The sequence below is a fragment of the Kordiimonas aquimaris genome (genome assembly GCF_025574485.1).
In the GTDB taxonomy this organism is placed as follows: Bacteria; Pseudomonadota; Alphaproteobacteria; order Sphingomonadales; family Kordiimonadaceae; genus Kordiimonas; species Kordiimonas aquimaris.
This window is the reverse complement of the sequence record NZ_JAOBPO010000004.1, coordinates 312,300-334,881: the sequence shown is the minus strand read 5'-3', so window position 1 is coordinate 334,881 and position 22,582 is coordinate 312,300. Positions and strand designations below refer to the sequence as shown.

General features: G+C 46.7%; 19 protein-coding genes. 17 read left to right on the top strand and 2 right to left on the bottom strand.

Features of this window, described 5'->3' with window-relative positions; genetic code table 11:
* The first annotated feature begins 51 nt into the window (after positions 1 to 51).
* The 3 genes from aepX to OEU88_RS14615 all read left to right on the top strand — a co-directional run bounded on the left by aepX (position 52) and on the right by OEU88_RS14615 (position 2,700).
* On the top strand, positions 52 to 981 hold the full coding sequence (gene aepX, locus OEU88_RS14625; RefSeq protein ID WP_262695952.1) for a phosphoenolpyruvate mutase: 930 nt from the start codon (positions 52 to 54) through the stop codon (positions 979 to 981).
* Between the two features lie 2 nt (positions 982 to 983).
* Positions 984 to 2,126 (top strand): phosphonopyruvate decarboxylase, encoded by a 1,143-nt coding sequence (aepY, locus tag OEU88_RS14620; protein ID WP_262695951.1) that lies wholly within the window; start codon positions 984 to 986, stop codon positions 2,124 to 2,126.
* A 139-nt stretch (positions 2,127 to 2,265) separates the two neighbouring features.
* On the top strand, positions 2,266 to 2,700 hold the full coding sequence (locus OEU88_RS14615; protein ID WP_262695950.1) for a nuclear transport factor 2 family protein: 435 nt from the start codon (positions 2,266 to 2,268) through the stop codon (positions 2,698 to 2,700).
* Positions 2,701 to 2,753: 53 nt separating this feature from the next.
* Here the strand turns inward: OEU88_RS14615 and OEU88_RS14610 are convergent, their stop codons facing one another.
* Positions 2,754 to 4,610, bottom strand: coding sequence for an ABCB family ABC transporter ATP-binding protein/permease (locus tag OEU88_RS14610; RefSeq protein WP_262695949.1), 1,857 nt, complete (start codon positions 4,608 to 4,610; stop codon positions 2,754 to 2,756).
* Between the two features lie 172 nt (positions 4,611 to 4,782).
* On the opposite strand from OEU88_RS14610, the gene OEU88_RS14605 reads away from it, so the two are divergent.
* The 5 genes from OEU88_RS14605 (at position 4,783) to OEU88_RS14585 (ending at position 8,685) form a co-directional block, all read left to right on the top strand.
* Complete coding sequence (locus OEU88_RS14605; RefSeq protein ID WP_262695948.1) at positions 4,783 to 5,562, top strand: hypothetical protein; 780 nt, start codon at positions 4,783 to 4,785, stop codon at positions 5,560 to 5,562.
* A gap of 87 nt (positions 5,563 to 5,649) precedes the next feature.
* Positions 5,650 to 6,234, top strand: a complete 585-nt coding sequence (locus OEU88_RS14600) for a hypothetical protein (RefSeq protein ID WP_262695947.1) — start codon at positions 5,650 to 5,652, stop codon at positions 6,232 to 6,234.
* 2 nt (positions 6,235 to 6,236) lie between these two features.
* Positions 6,237 to 7,208, top strand: coding sequence for an MBL fold metallo-hydrolase (locus tag OEU88_RS14595; RefSeq protein ID WP_262695946.1), 972 nt, complete (start codon positions 6,237 to 6,239; stop codon positions 7,206 to 7,208).
* A complete protein-coding gene (locus tag OEU88_RS14590) occupies positions 7,205 to 7,945 on the top strand; it encodes a hypothetical protein (protein ID WP_262695945.1) in 741 nt (246 codons plus the stop codon). The genes OEU88_RS14595 and OEU88_RS14590 overlap by 4 nt, the downstream gene beginning before the upstream one ends.
* Positions 7,942 to 8,685, top strand: coding sequence for a hypothetical protein (locus OEU88_RS14585; protein ID WP_262695944.1), 744 nt, complete (start codon positions 7,942 to 7,944; stop codon positions 8,683 to 8,685). The genes OEU88_RS14590 and OEU88_RS14585 overlap by 4 nt, the downstream gene beginning before the upstream one ends.
* On the opposite strand, the gene OEU88_RS14580 is transcribed toward OEU88_RS14585, so the two are convergent.
* The gene (locus OEU88_RS14580) at positions 8,669 to 9,412 is read right to left on the bottom strand and encodes a type 2 periplasmic-binding domain-containing protein (protein WP_262695943.1); all 744 of its coding nucleotides are present in this window, start codon (positions 9,410 to 9,412) and stop codon (positions 8,669 to 8,671) included. The two genes, OEU88_RS14585 and OEU88_RS14580, sit on opposite strands and share 17 nt — an antisense overlap.
* Positions 9,413 to 9,587: 175 nt before the next feature.
* On the opposite strand from OEU88_RS14580, the gene OEU88_RS14575 reads away from it, so the two are divergent.
* From OEU88_RS14575 to OEU88_RS14535, 9 genes are all read left to right on the top strand, one after another.
* Positions 9,588 to 10,955 carry a YjiH family protein gene (locus tag OEU88_RS14575; RefSeq protein ID WP_262695942.1) on the top strand — a complete coding sequence of 456 codons (1,368 nt, stop codon included), beginning with the start codon at positions 9,588 to 9,590 and terminating at the stop codon, positions 10,953 to 10,955.
* A gap of 16 nt (positions 10,956 to 10,971) precedes the next feature.
* Complete coding sequence (locus OEU88_RS14570) at positions 10,972 to 12,336, top strand: YjiH family protein (protein WP_262695941.1); 1,365 nt, start codon at positions 10,972 to 10,974, stop codon at positions 12,334 to 12,336.
* Between the two features lie 34 nt (positions 12,337 to 12,370).
* Positions 12,371 to 13,606: a serine hydrolase domain-containing protein gene (locus tag OEU88_RS14565; RefSeq protein ID WP_262695940.1), complete on the top strand. Its 1,236-nt coding sequence runs from the start codon at positions 12,371 to 12,373 to the stop codon at positions 13,604 to 13,606.
* A 54-nt stretch (positions 13,607 to 13,660) separates the two neighbouring features.
* A complete protein-coding gene (locus OEU88_RS14560) occupies positions 13,661 to 15,670 on the top strand; it encodes a S9 family peptidase (RefSeq protein ID WP_262695939.1) in 2,010 nt (669 codons plus the stop codon).
* Positions 15,671 to 15,765: 95 nt separating this feature from the next.
* On the top strand, positions 15,766 to 16,386 hold the full coding sequence (locus OEU88_RS14555) for a class I SAM-dependent DNA methyltransferase (RefSeq protein ID WP_262695938.1): 621 nt from the start codon (positions 15,766 to 15,768) through the stop codon (positions 16,384 to 16,386).
* A 210-nt stretch (positions 16,387 to 16,596) separates the two neighbouring features.
* Complete coding sequence (locus OEU88_RS14550; protein WP_262695937.1) at positions 16,597 to 19,695, top strand: efflux RND transporter permease subunit; 3,099 nt, start codon at positions 16,597 to 16,599, stop codon at positions 19,693 to 19,695.
* A 32-nt stretch (positions 19,696 to 19,727) separates the two neighbouring features.
* Positions 19,728 to 20,798: an efflux RND transporter periplasmic adaptor subunit gene (locus tag OEU88_RS14545; protein WP_262695936.1), complete on the top strand. Its 1,071-nt coding sequence runs from the start codon at positions 19,728 to 19,730 to the stop codon at positions 20,796 to 20,798.
* A 266-nt stretch (positions 20,799 to 21,064) separates the two neighbouring features.
* A complete protein-coding gene (locus OEU88_RS14540; protein WP_262695935.1) occupies positions 21,065 to 21,436 on the top strand; it encodes a hypothetical protein in 372 nt (123 codons plus the stop codon).
* 105 nt (positions 21,437 to 21,541) lie between these two features.
* Positions 21,542 to 22,561 carry a serine hydrolase domain-containing protein gene (locus OEU88_RS14535; RefSeq protein WP_262695934.1) on the top strand — a complete coding sequence of 340 codons (1,020 nt, stop codon included), beginning with the start codon at positions 21,542 to 21,544 and terminating at the stop codon, positions 22,559 to 22,561.
* Positions 22,562 to 22,582 lie beyond the last annotated feature (21 nt).

The window sequence follows — 22,582 nt, the reverse complement described above, 5'->3', positions numbered from 1 at the left end:
TTGATGCAATAAATCTATGCCCCATAATTATGTGAAGAATGCAAAATCAGAATGCCAAAAGACCATTCAAAATCAGGTACATATACAGCACCGCCAATAACAGGGCATTTACCGTTGGCGACACAGCTACGCCATATCATCTGTGGACCTGAAACCGGTTTTTTGATGGAGGCACACAATGCATTGTCCGCACGTATTGCTGAAAATGCCGGCTTTAAGGCGCTATGGGCTTCAAGCCTTACCATCTCAGCATCTATGGGGCTTCGTGATGCCAATGAACTGACGTGGACTCAAAGCCTGGATTTGATTTCAGGGATGATTGATGCAGTGGGCATTCCTATATTAATGGACGCTGACAGTGGTTACGGTGACTTCAATATCTTTTCACGGTTCGTACGCAAGGCAGGTGAGCGCGGCGTAGCAGGAGTATGCATTGAAGACAAGCTGTTCCCCAAAATCAATTCTTTTGCCAAAACTGAACAACATCTCGCATCAGTAAATGATTTTTGCGCCAAAATACGCGCAGCAAAAGACAATCAAATTCACCCCGACTTCATGCTGGTTGCCCGCACTGAAGCCTTAGTTGTTGGTGCTGATCTTGAAGAAACACTAGTGCGGGCAGAAGCATATTATGAAGCAGGCGCAGACGCTATTCTTGTTCACTCCAAATCAAACACTGCACACGAGATATTAGCCTTTGCGGATAAGTGGAGTAACAAAGCACCAATTGTCGTTGTGCCAACCACATATGCAGATACACCGACAGACACCTTAACAAATGCAGGTGTGTCCACACTGATCTGGGCCAATCATAGCCTGCGCGCAGCCATTCGCTCTATGGAAGACATAACCGCACGCATATTCAAACAACAATCCCTGAATGGTATTGATGCAGATGTTACGTCAATTGAAGATGTCTTTTCATTAACTGATATGAGCGAGTTGATTGCAGCAACCAAACGCTACCAAGGTCACTCCTAGACATGTTAGATGGGCACGCGTTTAACCAAGCCCTATCCAACGCCGGTATAGATTTCTACTCAGGCGTTCCTTGTTCTCTATTGGGCGCGGCTATGCAAGACGCGGCACAGCAACAAACATATGTCGGCGCCGCAAGCGAGGGTGAAGCTTTAGCCATCGCAGCGGGCGCATGGCTCGCAGGCTGCACACCAGCTGTGTTTTTGCAAAATTCAGGCCTCGGCAACCTCGTTAACCCGCTTACATCGCTTAACAATCCTTTTGGAATACCTTGTCTTTTAGTTATTGGCTGGCGCGGGATGCCCGGCAAACTTGATGAACCACAACATGAAGTCATGGGGGCCATAACATCAGCGCTATTGGACCTAATGGGCATTGCCCATCATGTACTGCCAGAAAATTTACCCGAAGCAACCAGTGTTATACAAACATCTGTACAACAAATGCACGAAACACGGATGCCCGTTGCTTTACTTGTGCGGTCTGGCACGTTCAAAAATGCTGTTGACAGCCATGACATTAAAGTCAGGTCCTTCAATGAACTAAGCTCTTGTAATCAAATACCACAAACTGGAAAACTGCCGACACGTTTCGAGGTTTTGCAGACCTTTGTTGATAATACGCCCGACAACGCAGCTGTCGTTGCAACAACAGGCAAATGCGGACGCGAGTTGTACACAATCAAAGACAGTTCTCAGCATTTATATATGGTAGGGGCAATGGGCTCCGCAAGCGCTGTCGGGCTCGGTATCGCACTAAAAAAAGAAAGCCCCGTCATCGTGCTTGACGGTGATGGTGCTGCACTCATGCGGCTCGGCACCTTCGCAACAATTGGCCGCGAGGCACCAAGCAATCTCGTTCATATTATGCTTGATAATGCCGCTCACGATTCAACTGGTGGGCAACCAACAGGGTCCGAGCATATGAACTTTTGCAGCATTGCTGCAGCGTGCGGGTATTTAACATACACACGCCCTATCGCCATAAACGATTTCAAAACCGCACTTTCTGTCTCACTAAGTACAAAAGGCCCTCACTTCATACATGTACCGATTGAAACTGGTTCAAAGGCAGACCTTGCACGCCCAAATATTCTACCGCGTGATGTGGCTACACGACTTGCCTCTTTCTTGAAAAATATACCATAAAAACAATACTTAAAGGCCGAAGTACTGAACACCACTACATGGTTTTCATAATTGAAAAGTGGCCTTCAATTATGATTATAGGTGATGTTTTTATTATATGATAACATATACCTTCACGACATATTATGGAGGAAAGTCTGTGTTAAAAAAAATCCTGATAATGATTAGCATTTCAATGTGTTCATATACCGCATACGCTGACGAAGCATCTGATAAAGCTGCAATTGAAGCCGCCGTTTACGATTATTTCCACGGCCAGGGCGAAGCAAGCCACGAACGGTTGTTCCGTGCCTTTGCGGCTGAACACACCACAATGGTCGGTGTCACTAAAGGCGATGATGGCCAGGACAACATCAGATCATGGAAAGATATGACGACCGTACTAAATGCTTGGGCTTCAAATGAAAATCCAGCAGGCGGTGACCGTGACGGCGAAATTATCAGCATGAATATGGTTGATGGCCGCTTGGCTGTGGTCCTCTTTCGTTCAACTAACCGTTTCTTTGACGCATTGACATTATCAAAGATTAACGATGAATGGAAAATCGTCGGTAAGGCTTTCGTCCTACAATAAAGACGAACTATATATTATGCCTCGCAGACGTTTTGCGAGGCATATGTGCTTACTTAAACGCTGGCTAATTCAACCAATTTTTCTTCTGCCTCTGAAACAGCCCGTTGGCGTTGCCACATTGCATAATATGTGCCTTCTGCTTCCATAAGTACCTTATGAGTACCGCGTTCAATAATACGGCCTTGCTCCATCACTAGAATTTCATCGGCATTCACAACCGTTGAAAGCCGGTGTGCGATCACAAGCGTTGTTCGACCTGTTGAAATTTCTTCAAACGCACTCTGAATTTCTTGCTCGGTTTGGCTATCCAGTGCCGATGTTGCTTCATCCAACAATAAAATAGCAGGGTTCTTCAAGATCGTACGCGCAATAGCGACACGTTGTTTTTCACCGCCAGACAATTTCAGGCCGCGCTCACCTACTTCGGCATCATATCCTTCAGGCAAGCTTTCAATGAAATCATGAATTTGTGCCAAACGAGCTGCCTCGAAAACCTCATCATCGGTTGCATCAGGCCGACCGTAACGGATGTTATAGAGAATGGTATCATTGAACAGCACTGTGTCTTGCGGCACAACGCCGATACAGGCTCGCAAGCTTTTTTGTGTCACCCCTCGTATGTCTTGTCCGTCTATCGTTACACTGCCATCGCTTATGTCGTAAAATCGGAACAGTATCCGAGAAATTGTTGACTTACCTGCACCGCTTGCTCCGACAATCGCAGTGGTGGTGCCGGCAGGCACTTCAAAACTTACATCGTGTAATATTTGTCTGTTTTCGTTATAGAAAAACGCCACATTATTGAACGCGACCGCACCACCTTCAGCAACAAGTGGTTCAGCGCCGGGCCTATCCAGCACATCAGGGTTTGTCGCCACTACTTCAAACATTTTCTCCATATCAGTTAGAGACTGTTTGATTTCACGGTACACAAACCCAAGGAAGTTCAGCGGCATATATATCTGGATCAACAGGCTGTTGATCAAAACAAACTCACCAATGGTAAACCTGCCTTCTGCAACACCGCTTCCGCCCATCCATAAAACGATCACGAGACCCAGAGAGATAATCAACCCCTGTCCCACATTGAGCATCGTCAGCGATAACTGGCTGCGAACCGCCGCACTTTCATATGCAGCAAGCGCACTATCGTAGCGGTTACTTTCATATGTTTCGTTGGTGAAATATTTAACTGTTTCAAAATTCAATAAGCTATCAATAGCTTTAGTGTTTGCCTTGGTGTCCTGATTATTCATCTCACGTCTGAACTTAAGGCGCCAGTCGGTCACGCTTGCGGTAAAATAAATGTAACTGACAAGACATACTAACGTAACAGCCGCATATGTAAGGCCAAACTTCACCCAGAAAATACCGGTAATAAGTGCGATTTCCAGCAGTGTTGGTAAAATGTTGAACAACATGAACCGCAGCAGAAAATCGATGCCGCGCGTACCGCGCTCAATTATGCGGCTAAGACCACCTGTTTTTCGCTCAAGATGATACTTCAACGATAGATTATGCAGATGTCTAAATGTAGAAAGCGCAATTTGGCGCAGTGCATGCTGCCCCACTTTTACAAAAACAGCATCGCGTAATTCACCGAACAATAGTGTAAGCACACGTGCAATGCCGTAGCCAACAATCAAACCGGTTGGCACAGCAAGTGCAATTGCTGAAACGGACGGCGCACCAGTAACAGGTGTTAAAGCATCCACCGCGTCTTTGAACAAAAACGGCACATAAACACCGATGAATTTCGCGAGCACGAGCAGCAACAACGAAATAATAACGCGTATACGCAAATCCCAGCGCCCCGGCGCCCACAAATAGGGCAGCAAGGACTTTACAGTCTGCCAATGATTGCTGTCGCCAGCTTTGTCTGGGTCTTCGTATTCTTGAGCTGGTCTCACGTTTACGCTTTCTTGATTATCAGAGGGCAGCAATAAGTGCGCCTCAATTGTTCATTTTTCAAGCCCGCAAGCAAGCTTATTCACTAACCACATACACAATACAGCCCAATTGCATAAACGATTGCTACTGCTATAGTCCCTTCACGGTTGTGGGGGCAATTAATGTTGGGGGATGTCAAAATGGCGAGCGCTACAAATGTATCCGGCACAGGGTGTTGGCAAAGTGGCTAAACGCAAACAAAATGCCCCCAGGAAATCAGGAAAGCTAAAGCACTCACGTTTTTTCTTTTACTACGCTGTCGCATCGTTAGCTGTTGTAATTGCAGGATTTGCTAGCCGTGCCATTGTACTGCCTGACTTGCTGCCACCTATAACGCCGACAATTGTATTTCACATCATACTTATGCTGGCATGGTACAGCCTTGTTATTGTGCAGGCTCAATGGATTGCAAAAAAGAATGCTGCATTCCATAAACAGGTTGGCAAGCTAAGTCCGCTCTTGGTTGCTGCAATCCTTATCACTGGTACACTCGTAACGTTGGAGACATACGCTCGCCGCATAGCTGCTGACGCATACGCACCGGAATTTGCTGTGTATCTTTCGTTTTCAAGTTTGTTGGGCTTCGTTATTTTATATGCACTCGCATATATCAACCGCGCCTCAGGTGATGATCACAAACGCTATATTGTCATGGCTGGTACCGCCATGATACTAGCCGCAACATTTCGGCTTGCTGCCGCTTTTGGTGCACCACAGCCAATCCCGATGGGCATTGTTATTCAGTTTGGCTTCTTAACGGCCTTGATGTTTTACGATCTTAAAAAGTTTGAGCGCATGCATGTTGCAACCATGTTAGGCATGTTAGTGCACCTCATTATAACAGCAGGCATCTTCACGCTTGGCGCTTCATCCATGTGGGCAGGCTTTATAAAAGAAGTTTTAACACCATAAGACGTAAATGGCATGAAACACTGACAATTTGCTATCGGCACGCCGCAAGTTAAGATAGCCAGCGAACAAATAGACTGGGGAGAGAAAATGAATAAGTACGTAAAAATTGCCGCCGCCTCTTTGCTGACCCTTGGCGCTACACTGGGCACTCATGCTAAAAACGGTGACCTCGGCGATGTATTAATGGACAACAATGAAGGCTGCATGACAGGCCCGGTTGAACAGTTTGGCCGTTACATCGGTGACTGGGACATAGCCGATCAAGGTCTTCAACAAGACGGTACAACTTGGCTACCAGGCAACGGTGCCCGATGGAATTTTACCTGCGTTGGCAATGGCATTGCCGTGCAGGATTTCTGGATGCCTAACGGTCCTGAAGGCGGACCACCACCCGGTGTTGGAACCAACCTGCGCATTTATGATTCGAAGGCAGAGCAATGGGAAATCGCATGGACAGCTACCAACGCGCCTGGATTTACTCATATACGCGCAAAGCAAAACGAAGACGGCAATATCGTCATGCATTTTGTTTCACCTGAACAAAACCCATCACGCCGCATTACATTTTTCACCCCCACTGATGAGGGTTGGGACTGGCTGATGGAAATGTCATTTGATGGCGGTGAAAACTGGACAGCCGTATACAAGATTAAAGCCACCCCACGCAAATGATCTTGCGAAAGATATATAGAAACATCCCTGCCCGCCAGTCACTTATCTCAGCGCTAATGATGCTATCGCTGGCCGCATGCGCAGAAAATACACCTGAAACGTCGCCTTCATTCTGCGCGGAAATTCCGCGCATTGATTGGGCAGCCTATGAAAAGCAGACAATCAGCAATGAATGGTTTCACGTTTATCGATTAAGTAAAAAGCTTTACGCTATTACCGAACCTTTCCAATGGCAGGAAGTAATCAGTTATCTGATAACCGGTGAAGAGAAAGCACTGTTGTTCGATAGCGGCAATGGCTTGGGTGACATAAGAGCCATCGTTGACAAAATCACCACACTGCCAGTTACCGTGCTCGCAAGCCACAGCCATATCGACCATGTGGGCGGTCACTGGCAGTTTGATACCGTGCTGGCACCAGACACCCCTTTCACCAACAATCGTGCGAAAGGTAAAAACAATGCTTTTGTCCGCGAAGAAGCGAGCAGCATTGCCTTGTGCAAAGGCTTACCCACAGGTGTCACTGTGGACAATCATCATACCAAACCTTTCACACCAACTATGCGCGTTGAGGATGGCAGTCAAATAGACCTTGGTGGCGTCACCCTAGAGGTTTTAGCTATACCCGGCCACACACCTGACAGCATCGCGTTGCTTGACCACAAAAGCGGCAGGCTTTTCACTGGAGACAGCTATTACAAGGGTCCTATCTGGCTTTATGCGGACGAAACTGACCTCGCCGCATACCGTTCATCAATTGCACGACTGGCTGCACTAGTACCCAACCTCAATGCCGTTCACGGCGCACATAATGTGCCCTTCAGCAATCCAGATGAATTGGTGAAAGTACGAGACGGATTTGAAGCCGTGTACACCGGCCATAAAACCTCTGACGAGAAAACAAAAACACAGGCTCGCTACCACTTCAAAAGTTTTGGTTTCATCTTGCAAGCAAATCATGAGGTAACACAATGATCCTGCGCCGTATGGCGGATGCAATCCGCACCCAGAACTGGTTTACGGTCATCATCGAATTTTTACTGGTGATCACAGGCGTGCTTGTTGCCCTGCAGGTTGATACCTGGAACAACGAGCGGCAAAACCGCGTTGAGGAACGCCGCCTTGCGTCTCAATTACTCAGTGAGTTAACGACCACGATTGAGACTAAAAACGCATGGATTGAGGAAATTGATACGCAGCGCAAAGCGCTCGAAGGTGCAATCTTTGTGGTGCAGGATACTGATCCAAATGCGCATATGAGCGACGAGCAATGCACCGCTGCATGGGCATCGCACATTATTGTTTTTACCACCTCACAGCTTGCAACGCTTGACGAAATCCTGTCTACAGGCGGGGTCCGCACCCTGAAAGATAAAAACCTACGAGACACGTTGCTGGCATTCAGTGACACCAGAAAAAGAGCCGCCGCAAACTTGGCTCTCATTCGTATTGACTTTGCCAATTTGATCGACAACTACCCAGACGCCTTCCCGCGCACCTTAACCCGTACCTCACCAGACACTTCCAACAATAGCAATCTATCTATTAGTTCTGAAGTGGTGTGTGATCTTTCGCTTATCCGTGCAACTCCTGCCATTCGAAACAAGTTGATAAGCAATCTTGGGCGCACAACAGGCGCCATAGATACGGCACGCGAGGAAGTGGTCGCCATGGAAAACCTGAAGATACGTCTGTCGGAGACAAGCCAATGATCCTGAGGAAACTGGCAGACGCGATCCGCGAACAAAACTGGTTTACGGTGATTGTTGAAATTTTCATCGTGGTGATCGGTATTTTCCTCGGCTTGCAAGTCACTGAATGGAATGAAAGCCGTAAAGACGGTGCACTTGAACAGAAGTACCTCACAAGGCTTCACAGTGAAATTGAAGACCTGATTCAAGCTGGTCATAATGCATCAGGCAACTTAGGTATCGGCGTTATCACAAACGAATTGTCCCGGTATGAACGGCTTCAAGAAGTGGGGCAATTTCTCATTGGCGAAGACACTGCAAAGCCAATGGAACAAAGACATTGCAGAGCGCTTTATAGGTCGCATATTTATTTCAGTGATACTGTGCCCATGCCAACCATCGATGAAATGTTGTCGACCGGTCGCATTCTTCTGATTGGCGATGACGAATTGAGAACCAAAATAATTCGGTTTAGTCAGGCAGGCATGGAATCATCGCTGTTGATGGATAATATTAGAAATGACCGATTGTTATTATCACGCATTCATCCTGAGCTTATCCAGTTGAAAGCAAACGACGCTGCTGGCAGTGATGCCTTCTGTGACTTTGAAGCGATGCGTGGCAAACGCTCCTTCATTAACGATTTTGCTGATAATCTGGGACGTTACCGTGCATACTCAGAGTTGATTTTAAAGCCACAACTAAGCAGGCAACAAACCCTTCATGAAAGGTTGGATACTGCACTTAATCTGGTTCATTAAACAGGCTTTCAAGCGCATGGGTGGGCATATCTTTGTTAGCGGCGAGATATGAGTTTAACTCACTAATTTTGTGCATTTTCACCAGCTTATTCGGGTCCAAACCATGACGTTTTGTTAGATCCTCATAAACTTTAGGGTCAAATACAGTATACTGATTACGCCCATTCATCATCAGCTCATATCGCTTTTGAACCGAAGCATCTTCAATACGCACAATAGATTTATTTTCAAAACCTTGCGTGGTCAGTATCTGGCATTGAATGGAATTTGTCCCACATGTTACCAGACCATCACTTGCAATAGCTTCGTCAAGACTAACGGCAGCAAGATCAGTCCCGGCTATTCCATACAAATAATATTCAGCAACAGCTAATGACTTAATCCAGTGAAATGCATCTTCACGTTCAGGCGTCCTATCCACTGGAAACAGCAACGCATGCTGATTAAGTTCCGTGCGCCTGTACGCGGCTGACCAAGGCAATAATGTTATTTTATGGTTTAACTGCCGGCCTTTCATGTACTCGCTGACAACAGAAACAAGTGTGCCGCTAACCTTATTGTCTGGCTCAGGTTGTGCGTAAGGTGGTACAAATGCCGTATATACATCAAAGGTAAATTCGAGAGACTGTGCGTTTGATCTGCTTGTAAGAGAGAGCTGTGTCATACCGATAACAATAGACAACCCTATTGCAATTACCTTGTAACGTGGTTTCAAATCTGTACTCATTTTCAATTTCCGTATCACCCCAAAATCAAACATATCATTAACACTAAATGTAAAAATTTCTTAAAGAACAAAAGCCTTTGCCTATAGAGGACACATATTATGCCCCTTCCTCACAAGCACACATGACAATTAAGATCATATCCGCTAGGGTTTTCCAAAGTCAGGGGAGAGACTAATGAGCGATGCAGAAACAACACCTATAGAGACCAAAGGTTTAAAGCCCTTTCTAAGGTTTTTAATTCCATCTGTTATCGGGATTATTCTGTTTCTTGCCCCCTTCCCCACAGACGACGGCGTGACCATTTTGTTTGGCATCTACTCTTCATGGATGCAGGAAACCTTTGGCTTCATCCTTCTTGATATTGTTGTCTGGGTTACCATTATCGCAGCCATTGGTAGTGCTTATGCGCTTGTGGTTAAGCCTGACTGGCAAGAAAAACATCCGGTATTGTATGCCATTTGCGACACGTCTATTGGATGGTTTGTGTTCCGTGTGATCGGTGCTGCCATTGGTGTGATGGTTCTGTACAATGTCGGTCCTGAAGTATTCCGCCTTGATGACACTGGTATTGCCATGTTCAACGATGTGGGCATTGGTTTTGCAATTGTCCTGTTTCCTGCATGTTTCCTTATGCCACTACTCACAGAGTTTGGTGCAATGGAGTTTTTCGGTACGTTCGTTGCGCCTGCATTCAGATCACTGTTCAAGCTACCGGGCCGCTCGGCGGTTGATGCAACTGCATCTTTTATCTCATCATCCAACATCGGTGTATTGGTGACCGGACAACAATACCGCCGCGGGTTTTACACAGGCCGCGAAGCCGTTACTGTTGCGACAAACTTCTCTGTTGTTTCATTGCCGTTTGCGCTCGTGATTGCTGATGTCAGCAAGATCGGTCATATGTTTTTCCCGTGGTATTTGACCGCTATTGTTGTGTGTATTGCCTGCGCCGTTATAACGCCGCGTATACCCCCTATTTCGAGCATTGCTCATACCTATAAAGACGGCATTGATAATTCTCATTCCCACGATGCATCCGAAGATAAGTCTCTTCTTTCACGCTGTATGGACAGTGCCCTCATTTCTGCCGCTAAAGCGCCGAACCCGCGCAAACTTGCCCGTGACGGTAGCCTGATGTTTATGGAACAGTTATTTGGTGTTTTAGGTCCAATGATGGCGCTTGCCACATTGTCTGCAATTGTTGCCTTCCATTCGCCGCTGGGCGAAATAATCACAACACCCATTGCATGGGCTTTGTCACTATTTGATGTTGCCGAAGCGCCGCGTGTCGCAATCGGCTTTTTGTTTGGCTACATGGATCAATTTATACCTGCAGTAATCGCTGGCGACCTTGCAAGCGAACCAATGCGGTTCATACTGGCGGGCTTGTCGTTAAGTCAGCTCATTTACATGTCGGAAACCGGCCTTGTGATGATGCGTGTTGGATTGCCAATTACCGTGTTCCAGCTATTTCAGGTATTTGTCATTCGCACCCTTGTTTCCATACCAGTTCTTGTTGGTGCGGCCATCATCCTGTTTTAGCGGAAGCAAGCGCAAAATGGCGTCAAGTGACACAGTAATCCGCAACGGCAAAATATGGCTGTTACTAAAGTTTTTACTGCCAACACTTATTGGCATACTGCTTTTTCTGACGCCTATAACATATGGCGGCAAGCAAACCATTTTGATGGCAATTATTACTGATTTTCTGCGTGCACCACTGGAGCCAATTTTGTTGGGTTTCATTGTAAGTGTTGTGGCACTCGGTGCAGTTGGCAGCGGCATATATGTTATATTCAAACCAAACTGGCAGGAAGAACAACCATCACTATATGCTGCGTTTCACGCAACTCCCGCATGGCTTTTCATTCGCACTTTAGGTGCGGTTATCGGCTTGATGGTTTACTTCCAGATTGGCCCTGAATTCGTTTGGAGCATAGCCACCGGCCAGACGGTTTTCATCGAGATTGGCGCGGCAGTATTTTTCATCTTGCTGGTTGCCTGCATGCTGATGCCTTTCCTTACCGATTACGGATTCATGGAATTTGTAGGTGTATTACTGCGCAAACCCTTTTCGATGTTGTTCAACTTGCCCGGGCGTGCCGCCATTGATGCCACCGCATCGTTGGTGTCTGCTGCGTCAGTTGGTATGCTGATCACTATAAACCAATATGAGAAAGGCTTTTATTCCGCACGGCAGTCAGCGTCCGTTGCCACCAATTTCTCTATTGTATCTATCCCTTTCAGTCTGGCTATCGCTGAAGTTGCAGGCTTGGGTCATTTGTTTTTCACATGGTATCTTGTTGTTATTGCAGCCTGCCTGATTTGTGCTGTTATCACGGTGCGCATACCGCCGCTTGCGCGCATTCCTGACACATATAATGGCAGTGTTGGCAAGCAAATTCATGAAGACACAATGCCCGAAGCGTCCCTGTTCACGACCAGTCTTCAAAACGCAATGCGGCGTGCTGAAAACGCCCCGGGGCCAATCCAGTTCATCAAGAATGGCTGGTATGCAAGCTTGGATGTTGTCTTCGGCGTTATTGGGCCTGCAATGGCGATTACCACAATTGCCACTATTCTGGCGGTTCACACCGAAATTTTCAGTACGCTCAGTTTGCCAATTTACTACATACTGGATGCTATCAATTTACCGGAAGCTCAAACTGCTGCACCCGGTTTCATTGTCGGGTTTCTCGATCAATTCATGCCGGCTTTGGTGGCAAAAGACATTGATAGCGAACTGACGCGGTTTGTCCTTGCTGGCCTGTCTGTCACTCAACTTATTTACATGGCTGAAATCGGTGTCATAATTCTACGCTCTAGCTTACCGCTGAATTTTGGGCATTTGGCCATTATATTTACGCTTAGAACAATCATTGTTTTTCCAGTGTTCCTGGCAGCAGGCTTTTGGCTTTTATAAAACACAATACGATCATTGATACGGAGAATGCACCGTGAATAAATTACTATTATCAGCCATAATAATAAGCACAGCGACGGTCGCGGCCTATTCGGAAAATATAGATGATGCGAGGCCAGAAGGTGTTACGGGAGCCACATGGCAATTTGGCCCATTAAACCGCTGGGCTTATACCCATATTCGTGAAATTTTGCCTACCAAGGACATTCCTAACGACAGTCTCAATATAAGACCCATGACGGGTATTGAAACGGCTGAAACTGACCTGAAGATCGAGCTTGATGGCAAAACAACGGCTTTGTCTGAAGCAATGAAAAAGCAATATATTGATGGCATTGTTGTCATGAAGAGCGGGCGTGTCATCGCAGAGTTATATGATGGCACACTCACACCTGAGCGAACGCATCTGATGTGGTCAACCAGCAAAACGGTGACAGGGTTAACGGCCGCCAGTGTTGAAGCCAGTGGTTTGATTGACCTAAGCAAAACCGTAGCAGATTATGTGCCGGAACTCGCGAAAACCGGTTGGGGCGACAATAGCCTGCGCACCCTGCTTGACATGCGGGACACATCAGACTGGAACGAGGATTACAGTGCGCCCGATAGCACGGTAAGACGGCAAGACTGTGCTGACGGATTACTTACTGGACCAAACTGCGCCGACACGCCTGTTGTTGGTAACTACAACTTTCTGCCAAATGTAGGGCGTGACGATAGTAGGTATGATCGTTTCAACTATAAATCCGGCACAACAGATGTCATTGCATGGGTTTTGGAAGCTGCAACAGGAAAGCGTTTTGCAGACTTGGTTTCTGAGCGACTATGGAAACCACTGGGCGCAGAGCGTAGTGCATATATTACCGTTGATGTATCAGGTTTCACACTAGCAAGCGGCGGCATGACGTCAACACTTCGAGACTATGCCCGCATCGGACAATTGATGCTTGATCGTGGCAAAGTCGGGGATCGGCAAGTTATCCCAGCACAGTGGATCGAGGATATCTTCAATCAACCTGGCGACCCTACATGGAACGGATACAAAGCAGACGGTACAAACCCGTATTACCGGTCATTTGTATGGGGTATCGGGGACGGCGAAGGCACTGTTCAGGCCCGCGGTGTACATGGTCAGGTAATTGACATTTCACCGTCCACAAATACCGTTGTTGCGGTGTTTTCATCGTGGCCTGACGCAGGTGGAGGTGCCCCCGGTGTTGGCGGCGAAGGTTTGGGCAAAATTATAAATGCTATTAAAAATGCAATTAAATAGGTTGTTTTCATCAGTTTTTAGTCGAAAATAACAACAAAACGAGGGGGAATTATCATGCGTTCGGTTCTTTTGAGCTTAATAGTAGCAGTTTTCACACTGTCAATCACAGCGCGAGCAGATCAATCTGGGCAATCAGATACGCTTGATACATTGCTAGGTCTCACCATCGTTCGCGATGCTTATATCGCGCCGGACGGTAAACATGTAGCGTTTATAACTTTTGAGAATGACTTTAAAAACAATAAAGACATGAGCCAATTATGGGTTGTTGGTACCGATGGCGGCGAGCCGGTGCAATTAACCCACGGAGAAGAGTCTGTTGGTGAGATTGAATGGTCCGCAGACAGTCAGTGGATCGCCTTTATGCGCAAAGGCAAGCTTGGCTTTATGCGTGCATCTGGCGGCGAAGCCAAAATGGCTGCCCTGGACATCAAAGGCATTAGCTCGCTGCGGTTCGCGCCTAATGGCCGCACGCTTTATTTCACCGCTGGCCCTGACAATAAAGACCTGATGAAAGCCCGCAAAGAACGCTACGGCGACTATAATGTCGTGCGCGAAGATGGCGGATACCAGCATATATGGCGCGTTGGCATAACGGCAGATATGGGAATTGACGGTGAACCAGAACAACTCACCGATGGACGGGACTTCTCTGTTACTGGATACGCAATTTCGCCGAACGGAAAACAACTAGCTTTCGCTACATGGCCCAGCCCACACCTTGCTGATCTTCTCAAGGGCCGCATGTATGTGATGGACACTACTGGTGGTGAACCTATACTGATTGATGATGCATACGGCGTAAAATCACGCCCAGTATGGCACCAAGGCGGCAACAAGCTTGCATATACCAACGCAACCGGTTTTCCCACGCTCAGCGATATCGTTATTCGCGATGCCAACGGACGGAACGCTAAAACCATCGAGATGCAGACTTATGACCCCTTCATCGTAAGGTTCGACGGCGACACCATCATGTTCAGCGCTAGTGAGCGCACAGATCTGGCTCTATTTCAAATCAACACCAAATCCGAAAATGTTAACCGTGTTAGCTCGCCGGATAATTTTTCATATGGTTTCAGCATATCTTATGATGGCAACGCCACTGCTTTTCTCAACGCTGCCAGCAACGGCATTACAGAAGTCACAACAGCCCAAGGGTTAACAATTACAAAGCTAACCAACTTCTCGGCCCAAACTGTCGAGTTGGAAAAACCAACCAGAGAGCTTATCACCTGGGTGTCTGATGAAGGCCTTGAGATTGAGGCTGTATTGACAAAACCCGTGGGATACGAAACCGGCAAACGGTACCCATTGTATGTGCGTACGCACGGCGGGCCAACCGGTACTGACAGACCCTGGATGGGAAGCGCTGCACGTTCCATATACCACCCTGACGTACTGGCCGCAGAAAATGGCGGCGCACTGGTCTTACAAACCAACTACCGCGGCAGTGCAGGTTATGGTGAAGCATTCCAAAGCAGCAACCTCAAAAACCTTGGTATCGGCCCTGCCCGCGATATTATCGCAGGCGTCAAGATGTTAACTGAAAACGGTATGGTTGACCCAGACCGTGTTGCCTGCCTGGGCTGGAGCCAAGGTGGTCATATCTCAGCAATGCTCGCAACATACTCTGACATCTGTACAGCAGCTATCATGGGAGCTGGTATCAGTGATTGGCGGACATATTATTACAATACCGACATTACCCAGTTCACGACCGAATATTTCGGCGCGACGCCACTGGCTGATGACGCTGTGTACGCAAAAACATCACCGGTGACATACATCGAGAACGCCCAAACACCCGTGTTAATTCAACACGGTGAGAATGATCAACGTGTACCTATAGCTAATGGTTACCAGTTTCGCCAACTACTGCTTGATAAAGGAGTAGACGCACGAATGGTTGTATACGGCGGCATGCAACATGGCCCCTCAAAGCCGCGAACACGGCGTGCAATCACTGAACACGCTTTAGCTTGGCTTCGAGAGCAGATGTTTGACAAGGAAAAGGCAAACTTTGTTACGCCAGTTTCTAAAACGGAAACAGATGAACAATAGCAATCGGAAACCGGGATCAACCCTCGCCTAAGCTAGCTAAATGTAACGCTTTTAAGCCATGAAGTTAATGAGTTAGGATTACAGAGAGAGGCGTTATGGATAACCTTGAAGCTACATTGGCAACAAAAACACAGGGTATCTATAACCGCCACGGTCAGCAATTTGATACCGAAAGGTCCAAATCACTATTTGAGCGAAAATGGCTAAAACGTTTCGAAGCCTTGATCAAGCCAAAGGCTCATATATTGGATGCTGGTTGCGGTGCAGGTGAGCCAATTGCTCAGTATTTTATTGAGAAAGGTCATGAGCTTACAGGCGTCGATTTCTCAAATACGATGATCAACATAGCTAAACAACGCTTCCCGCAGAATGACTGGCACATTTTGGATATGCGGGAGCTACAATTTGATAAGCGATTTGACGGTATTATTGGGTGGCATAGCTTTTTTCACCTAACAGCCAATGATCAACGCACGACGCTCAATCGGTTTGCCGTGCATTTGGTTAACGGCGGGGCCCTTATGTTAACTGTTGGTCCAAAATCCGGTGAAGAGGTTGGGCACGTATGCGGGGACCAAATATATCACGCAAGCCTTTCACCAAAGGAATACAGCGACATTTTACAAACGCATAACATGCAAATTGTTGAATTTGTAGCTGAAGACCCAGAATGTGACTATGCAACGGTTTTACTTGCGCAAAAAAGCAACACTTAACCCATTTTTACAAGACATGGTTACAGCAAGAGTTAAACCTCGAAACGTATGATTGTTGCAAACAAACCATAGTTAGTGTGACTGAATCAGCGCATTTCAGCTAAATAATGTCACCTGTCAATATACGTTTGTCCCAATCGACATTGATATACCGCCCCGTAAAGGTGTTTGTATGTGTAGGTTTCTATTTGATATCGATTGGGTGATGGCATGAAATTAACACGCCAAAGTATAGATAATCCGGCCGCTGTTGCAATTGTTGCCGCTGTAATAATGCTGCTTGGAATTGCATCCATATTCCAATTACCTGCCCAGCTGCTACCCCAAATCCAGAAACCGATAATTTCTGTGATAAATACCTGGCCTGGCGCCTCTCCTTCAGAATTAGAGAGCGAGATCACCGTACCTGTTGAAGAGGTACTTCAAGGCACACCAGGCATGACAGAGATGATGTCGTGGAATATGCCGAATTTTGGCTTCATGCAGCTTGAATTTGCTATCGAAACAGATATGACACGTGCGCTGATAGACATCATCAGTCGTCTCAATCGCCTGCGCCCCCTGCCTGCCAATGCAGAACAACCGCAAGTCATGATGGGTGAGTGGGGCGATGCAAACGATCAACTTATTGAATATTATGTGCAACAAATACCAGGTACGGAACAGCGCACATCAGAAAACATCAAATATCTACGTGACGTAATCAAACCAGAACTACAGTCTCTGTACGGTGTATCTGAGATCCAGTTTGACGATGGAAACGGCGGGCTCGGCGAACAACTTCAGATCATTTTTGATCCTTACCGCGCTGCAGAACTAGGCATAGACATCGCCCGTATTCCAGCACGTATTGGGCGTTCAGCTGACATATCCAGCGGCATGGTTGATGTTGGACGCAGGCAGTATACTGTTAGGTATGAAGGACGCTACGATGCAGATGAACTTGCAGACCTGATCCTCGAATGGCGCGACGGTCTCCCTATAAAATTGGGTGATATAGCACGCATTGAAATTGGACCTGGTCGTGCTGATGGATTTATCTACCAAAATGGTAACCGTGCCTTCAGGCTCGGCGTGTCGAAAACCAATGACGCAAATGTTTTGGAAGCATTAGCCACAGTCAAAGCCAGAGTTGATGAACTTAATGCTAATGAATTCAAGGAACGCGGCCTTGTTGCGCAATATAGTTTTGACCCCGGTCTATACATTGACCGTTCCATTAACCTGCTTGGTAGTAACTTGTTGATCGGTATGTTGCTTGCCATCACGGTTTTATGGCTTTTTTTACGCCAATGGCGTGCGACCCTACTAATAGCAATAGCAATTCCATTATCGTTACTGGCAACTTTTGTTGTTCTCAATCTAACTGGTCGAACACTTAATGTAATCTCGCTTGCAGGCCTTGCGTTCGCGACAGGCATGGTTCTGGATGCAGCCATAGTGGTCCTCGAAAACATTGTCAGGCTGCGTGAACGCGGCGAAACACCTAAAGAAGCGAGCAACCTCGGCACCACTCAGGTTTGGGGAGCACTGCTTGCCTCCACGGCAACAACCGTAGCTGTTTTTATTCCTATTATGTTTCTAAAAGACGCTATTGGGCAGATGTTTGCTGATCTGGCCCTAACAATCGCTATCGGCGTTGGCGTTTCGCTTTTGGTAGCCATTACCGTGTTACCTACGATGGCCCGCTTCTGGATGCGCAAACTTCCCGACACCAGCGATCGCAAAACCGTGTGGGAGAGCATGTCGGATAGATTAATGTCCCTCACAAACAGCACAGTAAAGCGGATGGCATGGATAATTAGTCTAGTCGGGGCATCTTTCACTCTATTTTTCCTGTTAATGCCGCAGCTGGATTACATGCCGCCTGTAAAAAGGGACACTGTAGACAGTTTCTTATTTTTCCCGCCCGGCACCAATGTCGAGACAGCGGATACGGAAATCGCTCAAGTTCTGGATGAACGAATTCAGCCATATTTAAATGGCGCAAAAGAGCCTAAGGTAAGGGACTATTTCCTTTGGTCTTTCCCAGGCGCAACGGGCGGCTGGCTTGCGCTAAACGCGGAAGATGGAACGCAAATAGAGACATTGCAAAATATCGTTCAAACCGAAATCATTACAGGCATTCCGGACATGTTTGGCTTCACACTAAGGCGCAGTCTGTTTGGCGGCTTTGGTGATGAAAACAGTGTAGAGCTGCGCATCAGTGCTCCAGACTTGGAGGCTGCAAGAAATGCTGCCATGCAAGGCATGGGCATGGTTATGTCGCAAATACCCGGCGCATCTGCAAATCCGCAACCTGATCCTTTTGCCGAGACAACAGAGTTACGGTTTGAACCAAATGACGTAAGGCTTGCCGAGGTAGGCTGGAACCGTGCTGACTTAACGCAGGTTATTCTCGAATTGGGTCAAGGGTCATGGCTTGGGGAATATTTTGATGGCACAGAGCGGCTAGATATTTATCTAAAATCTGAACGCTTCGATACACCAGAAAAAATATCAGCGTTGCCAGTACAAACCCCGCTTGGTGGTATAGTACCTTTGGGAGAGCTCGCAAATATCAGATCGGCACTCGGTCCAAATGCGATTGTGCGTGTTGATAGGGTACGAACATACAGTCTGTTGGTTAACCCACCAGAAGGTATGTCACTTGATACCTTGATTTCCGAGCTTAGAACAAAAATTGAACCAGGGCTTCTTGCAAGCTTACCGCCGAATGCCTCTATTAAATACGCAGGCAGTGCCGATGATCTTGCACAAGCACTCATTATACTGGGTAAGAACTTTGGCGTTGCTCTTGTTTTGCTGATGCTGATACTCGCCGGTCTATTCCGCTCTGTATCAGATGCCTTCATGGTTGTGATCACCATCATTACAGCAGTTGCAGGCGGCATGATTGGCATATTTGTTATCAACATGATCAAGTACCAATCCCTGGACCTATTAGGCATGATCGGTTTCATTATCCTGCTAGGACTGGTTGTTAACAACGCAATTTTGTTGGTTGCCCAAACGCGCAAAGCACAAACACGGGGAATGAACCGGCAAGAAGCTGTTCATGAAGCCTTACGTCTGCGCCTAAGGCCTATTTTCATGAGCACGTTGACGAGTTTGTTTGGTATGCTGCCACTTCTTCTGTTTCCCGGAGCCGGCAGTGAAATATACCGCGGAATGGCAGCCGCCATTGTTGGCGGTATGAGTGTCTCGACCATTTTCACGCTTGTATTGCTGCCAAGTCTGCTGCAATTAGCGAGCGGAAACATTAAAACTACACATTTAGGTGTGAACCAACCAACAGCGGCTGAATAAATAATAACATCAAAAAAACAGTGATAACCGATATGCGAAACCGTTCACCATTTCTTCTTAATTCTGCTGTTTTGGCAGCTGCAATTCTTGTGTCACTTAACGGCGCAAATGCGCAGCCACCGGAAATGCCACCCGCGCAAGTGGAGGTTGCTTTAGCGGAAGAACGGATCATGGCACCATTGATGGATGTCACGGGCACAGTTGTCAGCTTGAATGATAGCCAGATAGCTGCTGAGGTTGAAGGCGTATTAACCAGCATTGCAAATGTTGGCGCTCAAGTAGAACAAGGCGATATTATCGCTACCATCGACAGTCGCTTGCTGGATATTGCACTACGCCGCGCAACTGCTGCACTGGCCAGACTTGAAGCAGACATGGTTTTTCGCCGACAAGACGTAGAACGGTTTCAGGACCTTGCTGCCCGCGATAATGCATCACGGTCACGCCTGCAGGAAGTAATTGCACAGCGGGATATGATAGAACAAGATATCGCTGATGCTCGCGCTCGTGTTGAACAAACACAAGGCGACAAAAACCGTGCTCAAATTCGCGCACCATTTTCAGGCACTATTGCTGCACGCATCGCCAATAAAGGCGAATATGTGCGTATCGGTGCAAATGTTGTGCGATTGGTTGACACAAAAAACATCGAAGTTGCGATGCCTGCCCCTATCAGCATCATGCCTTACCTCATGGTTGGTAACAGTGTTGATGTAAGCACTGGTGAACAAATTACATCTTTACCAATCAGAACCGTTGTACCAGTCGGCGACAATGTTTCGCGCATGGTTGAAGTACGCCTGTCTGCGGCAAGCTCAGGATGGGTCACAGGCATGCCCGTTAAAGTAAGCTTACCGCGCGGTGAGGCACATACAAGCATTGCTGTACCTCGTGACGCTGTGGTGCTTAAAAGCGGTGCCATGTATGTATACAAAGTGACCGATAACATGACCGCAGAGCGTGTTAACACCGATTTACGGAACGCTATTGGTCTTTGGGTGCCAGTAACATCCGGCGTTTCAGCGGGGGACCGCATTGTCATACGCGGTGCAGAACGGCTTAACCCTGGCCAAAGTGTCGTTATTTCACAACCAGGCCGCTAACCCGCAGTACATTAAAATATTGTAGTCAGCCAAAGTGATGTTTGCTGGCTTGCCTGTTTTATCTACCTACCCTGAAAGCCTGCACGATATGTGCCTGCCTCTCGTATTGTAACTTGCCAACACACCACGAGCCGTAAAGATAGGTACAATATAGAAACCTAAAGAAATTAACATTCCCCCAACCATCTGCGACATTTGCCCTCATATATGATTGTTCTGGATTCGCCTTACAACTCTTCAGATAGCAAAGTAAGGACACCATAATCATGAATATATTTCTGATGTCGGCAGCCGCCATATGTACAGCAACAACTTTCATTCATTGTTATTTAGGGGGTAAAACCATTGCAGCGCCTTTGCTTCGAGCCAATGATATTAACGATGTCGCTAAATACACAAATTATTACTGTTGGCATCTAGTCTCAGCGACACTCGCAATGATGAGCGCTGCTTTTCTCTGGGCTGCTGTTAATCCGTCGGCATTTGAAGCAGCGATAATAGCCGAAATACTCGCTATCATCTTTCTGGTTTGGAATATCGGTTTAATTATCTGGAAAGGGCAAAGCTTTACCGGGATGCCACAATGGATTTTATTTGGGGTAATTTCCGTAACAGGCGGCATAGGCCTTTTTTCTTAAAGCTATAATTTAGGCTTTAAAAACTATCTAGATACATGAACCTTTTAAAACACGTCGCCATTATTATCTAAGATAAGGGTAATAATGGAATGCACGGGGCATAAAGTGGAAGATTTTACAGAAGACGATAAAAATAACATCCAGGAAACAGCCCTTAAATTTCCAACTCATACGCAATTATCTGTCGCTAAGATATGTGAGCAAAGCGTGCATTTCTACGGCACATGTGTCACCGGTAGCAAAACGACAGAACCAACAGATAACGCGCAGTGCCTGTTTGAAATAGGCTCAATCACAAAGGTTTTCACATCACACCTGTTGGCACAGTTGGTAACAGAAGATAAAGTAAACCTTGATGATCCTATTGATAAATACCTTGGGTATTCACTGAACAAGAATGCTGTCATCACGCTGAGAGAGCTTTCAAACCATACTGCCGGATTGCCCCGTTTGCCACTAGGCATGTTCTGGGAAGCCTTGTTTAAAAACAGACACAACCCTTATAAAGATTTCAGTACAGAACGGCTGGAACACTATCTAAAGCACGCATTAAAGCAAAAAAAGCGAGGCAAAAGCCGTTATTCAAACCTTGGTGCCGGCTTGCTTGGTTTTACACTCAGCAAAATAACCAACACTAATTATGAAACCATGTTGAAAAACCGTATATTCTTACCCTTGAATATGCACCAAAGCAGTACTCAAAGAGATACGCTTCAGGGGCAAATCGTTAAGGGCCGCAACAAAAAAGGATTAGAGACAAGCCACTGGGATTTAGCCTCACTGGAAGGGGCCGGCGCCATTCTATCGTCTGTGTCAGACCTGGCAAAATTTGTACAAGCCGGCTTTAACAAAAATAACAAGGCACACGCTCTGCAACACCGCCCCACCGTTAAGTTGAATGACTTTGAACAAATGGGGTTGGGCTGGGTTATCCGTAAACACAAAATAACTGAAAACAGATCATTACATTGGCACAACGGCGGCACGGGAGGATACTACTCTATCATGGTCACAGATATAGAGCACAAAACAGGCGTTGTTATCCTTTCGAATGTTTCAGGTTTGTTTTTAATGAAAGCCGAAAACATCGCACATCTTGCCTTCAATATATTGAAAGACATGTAACAAACCAAAAATCAGGGACAA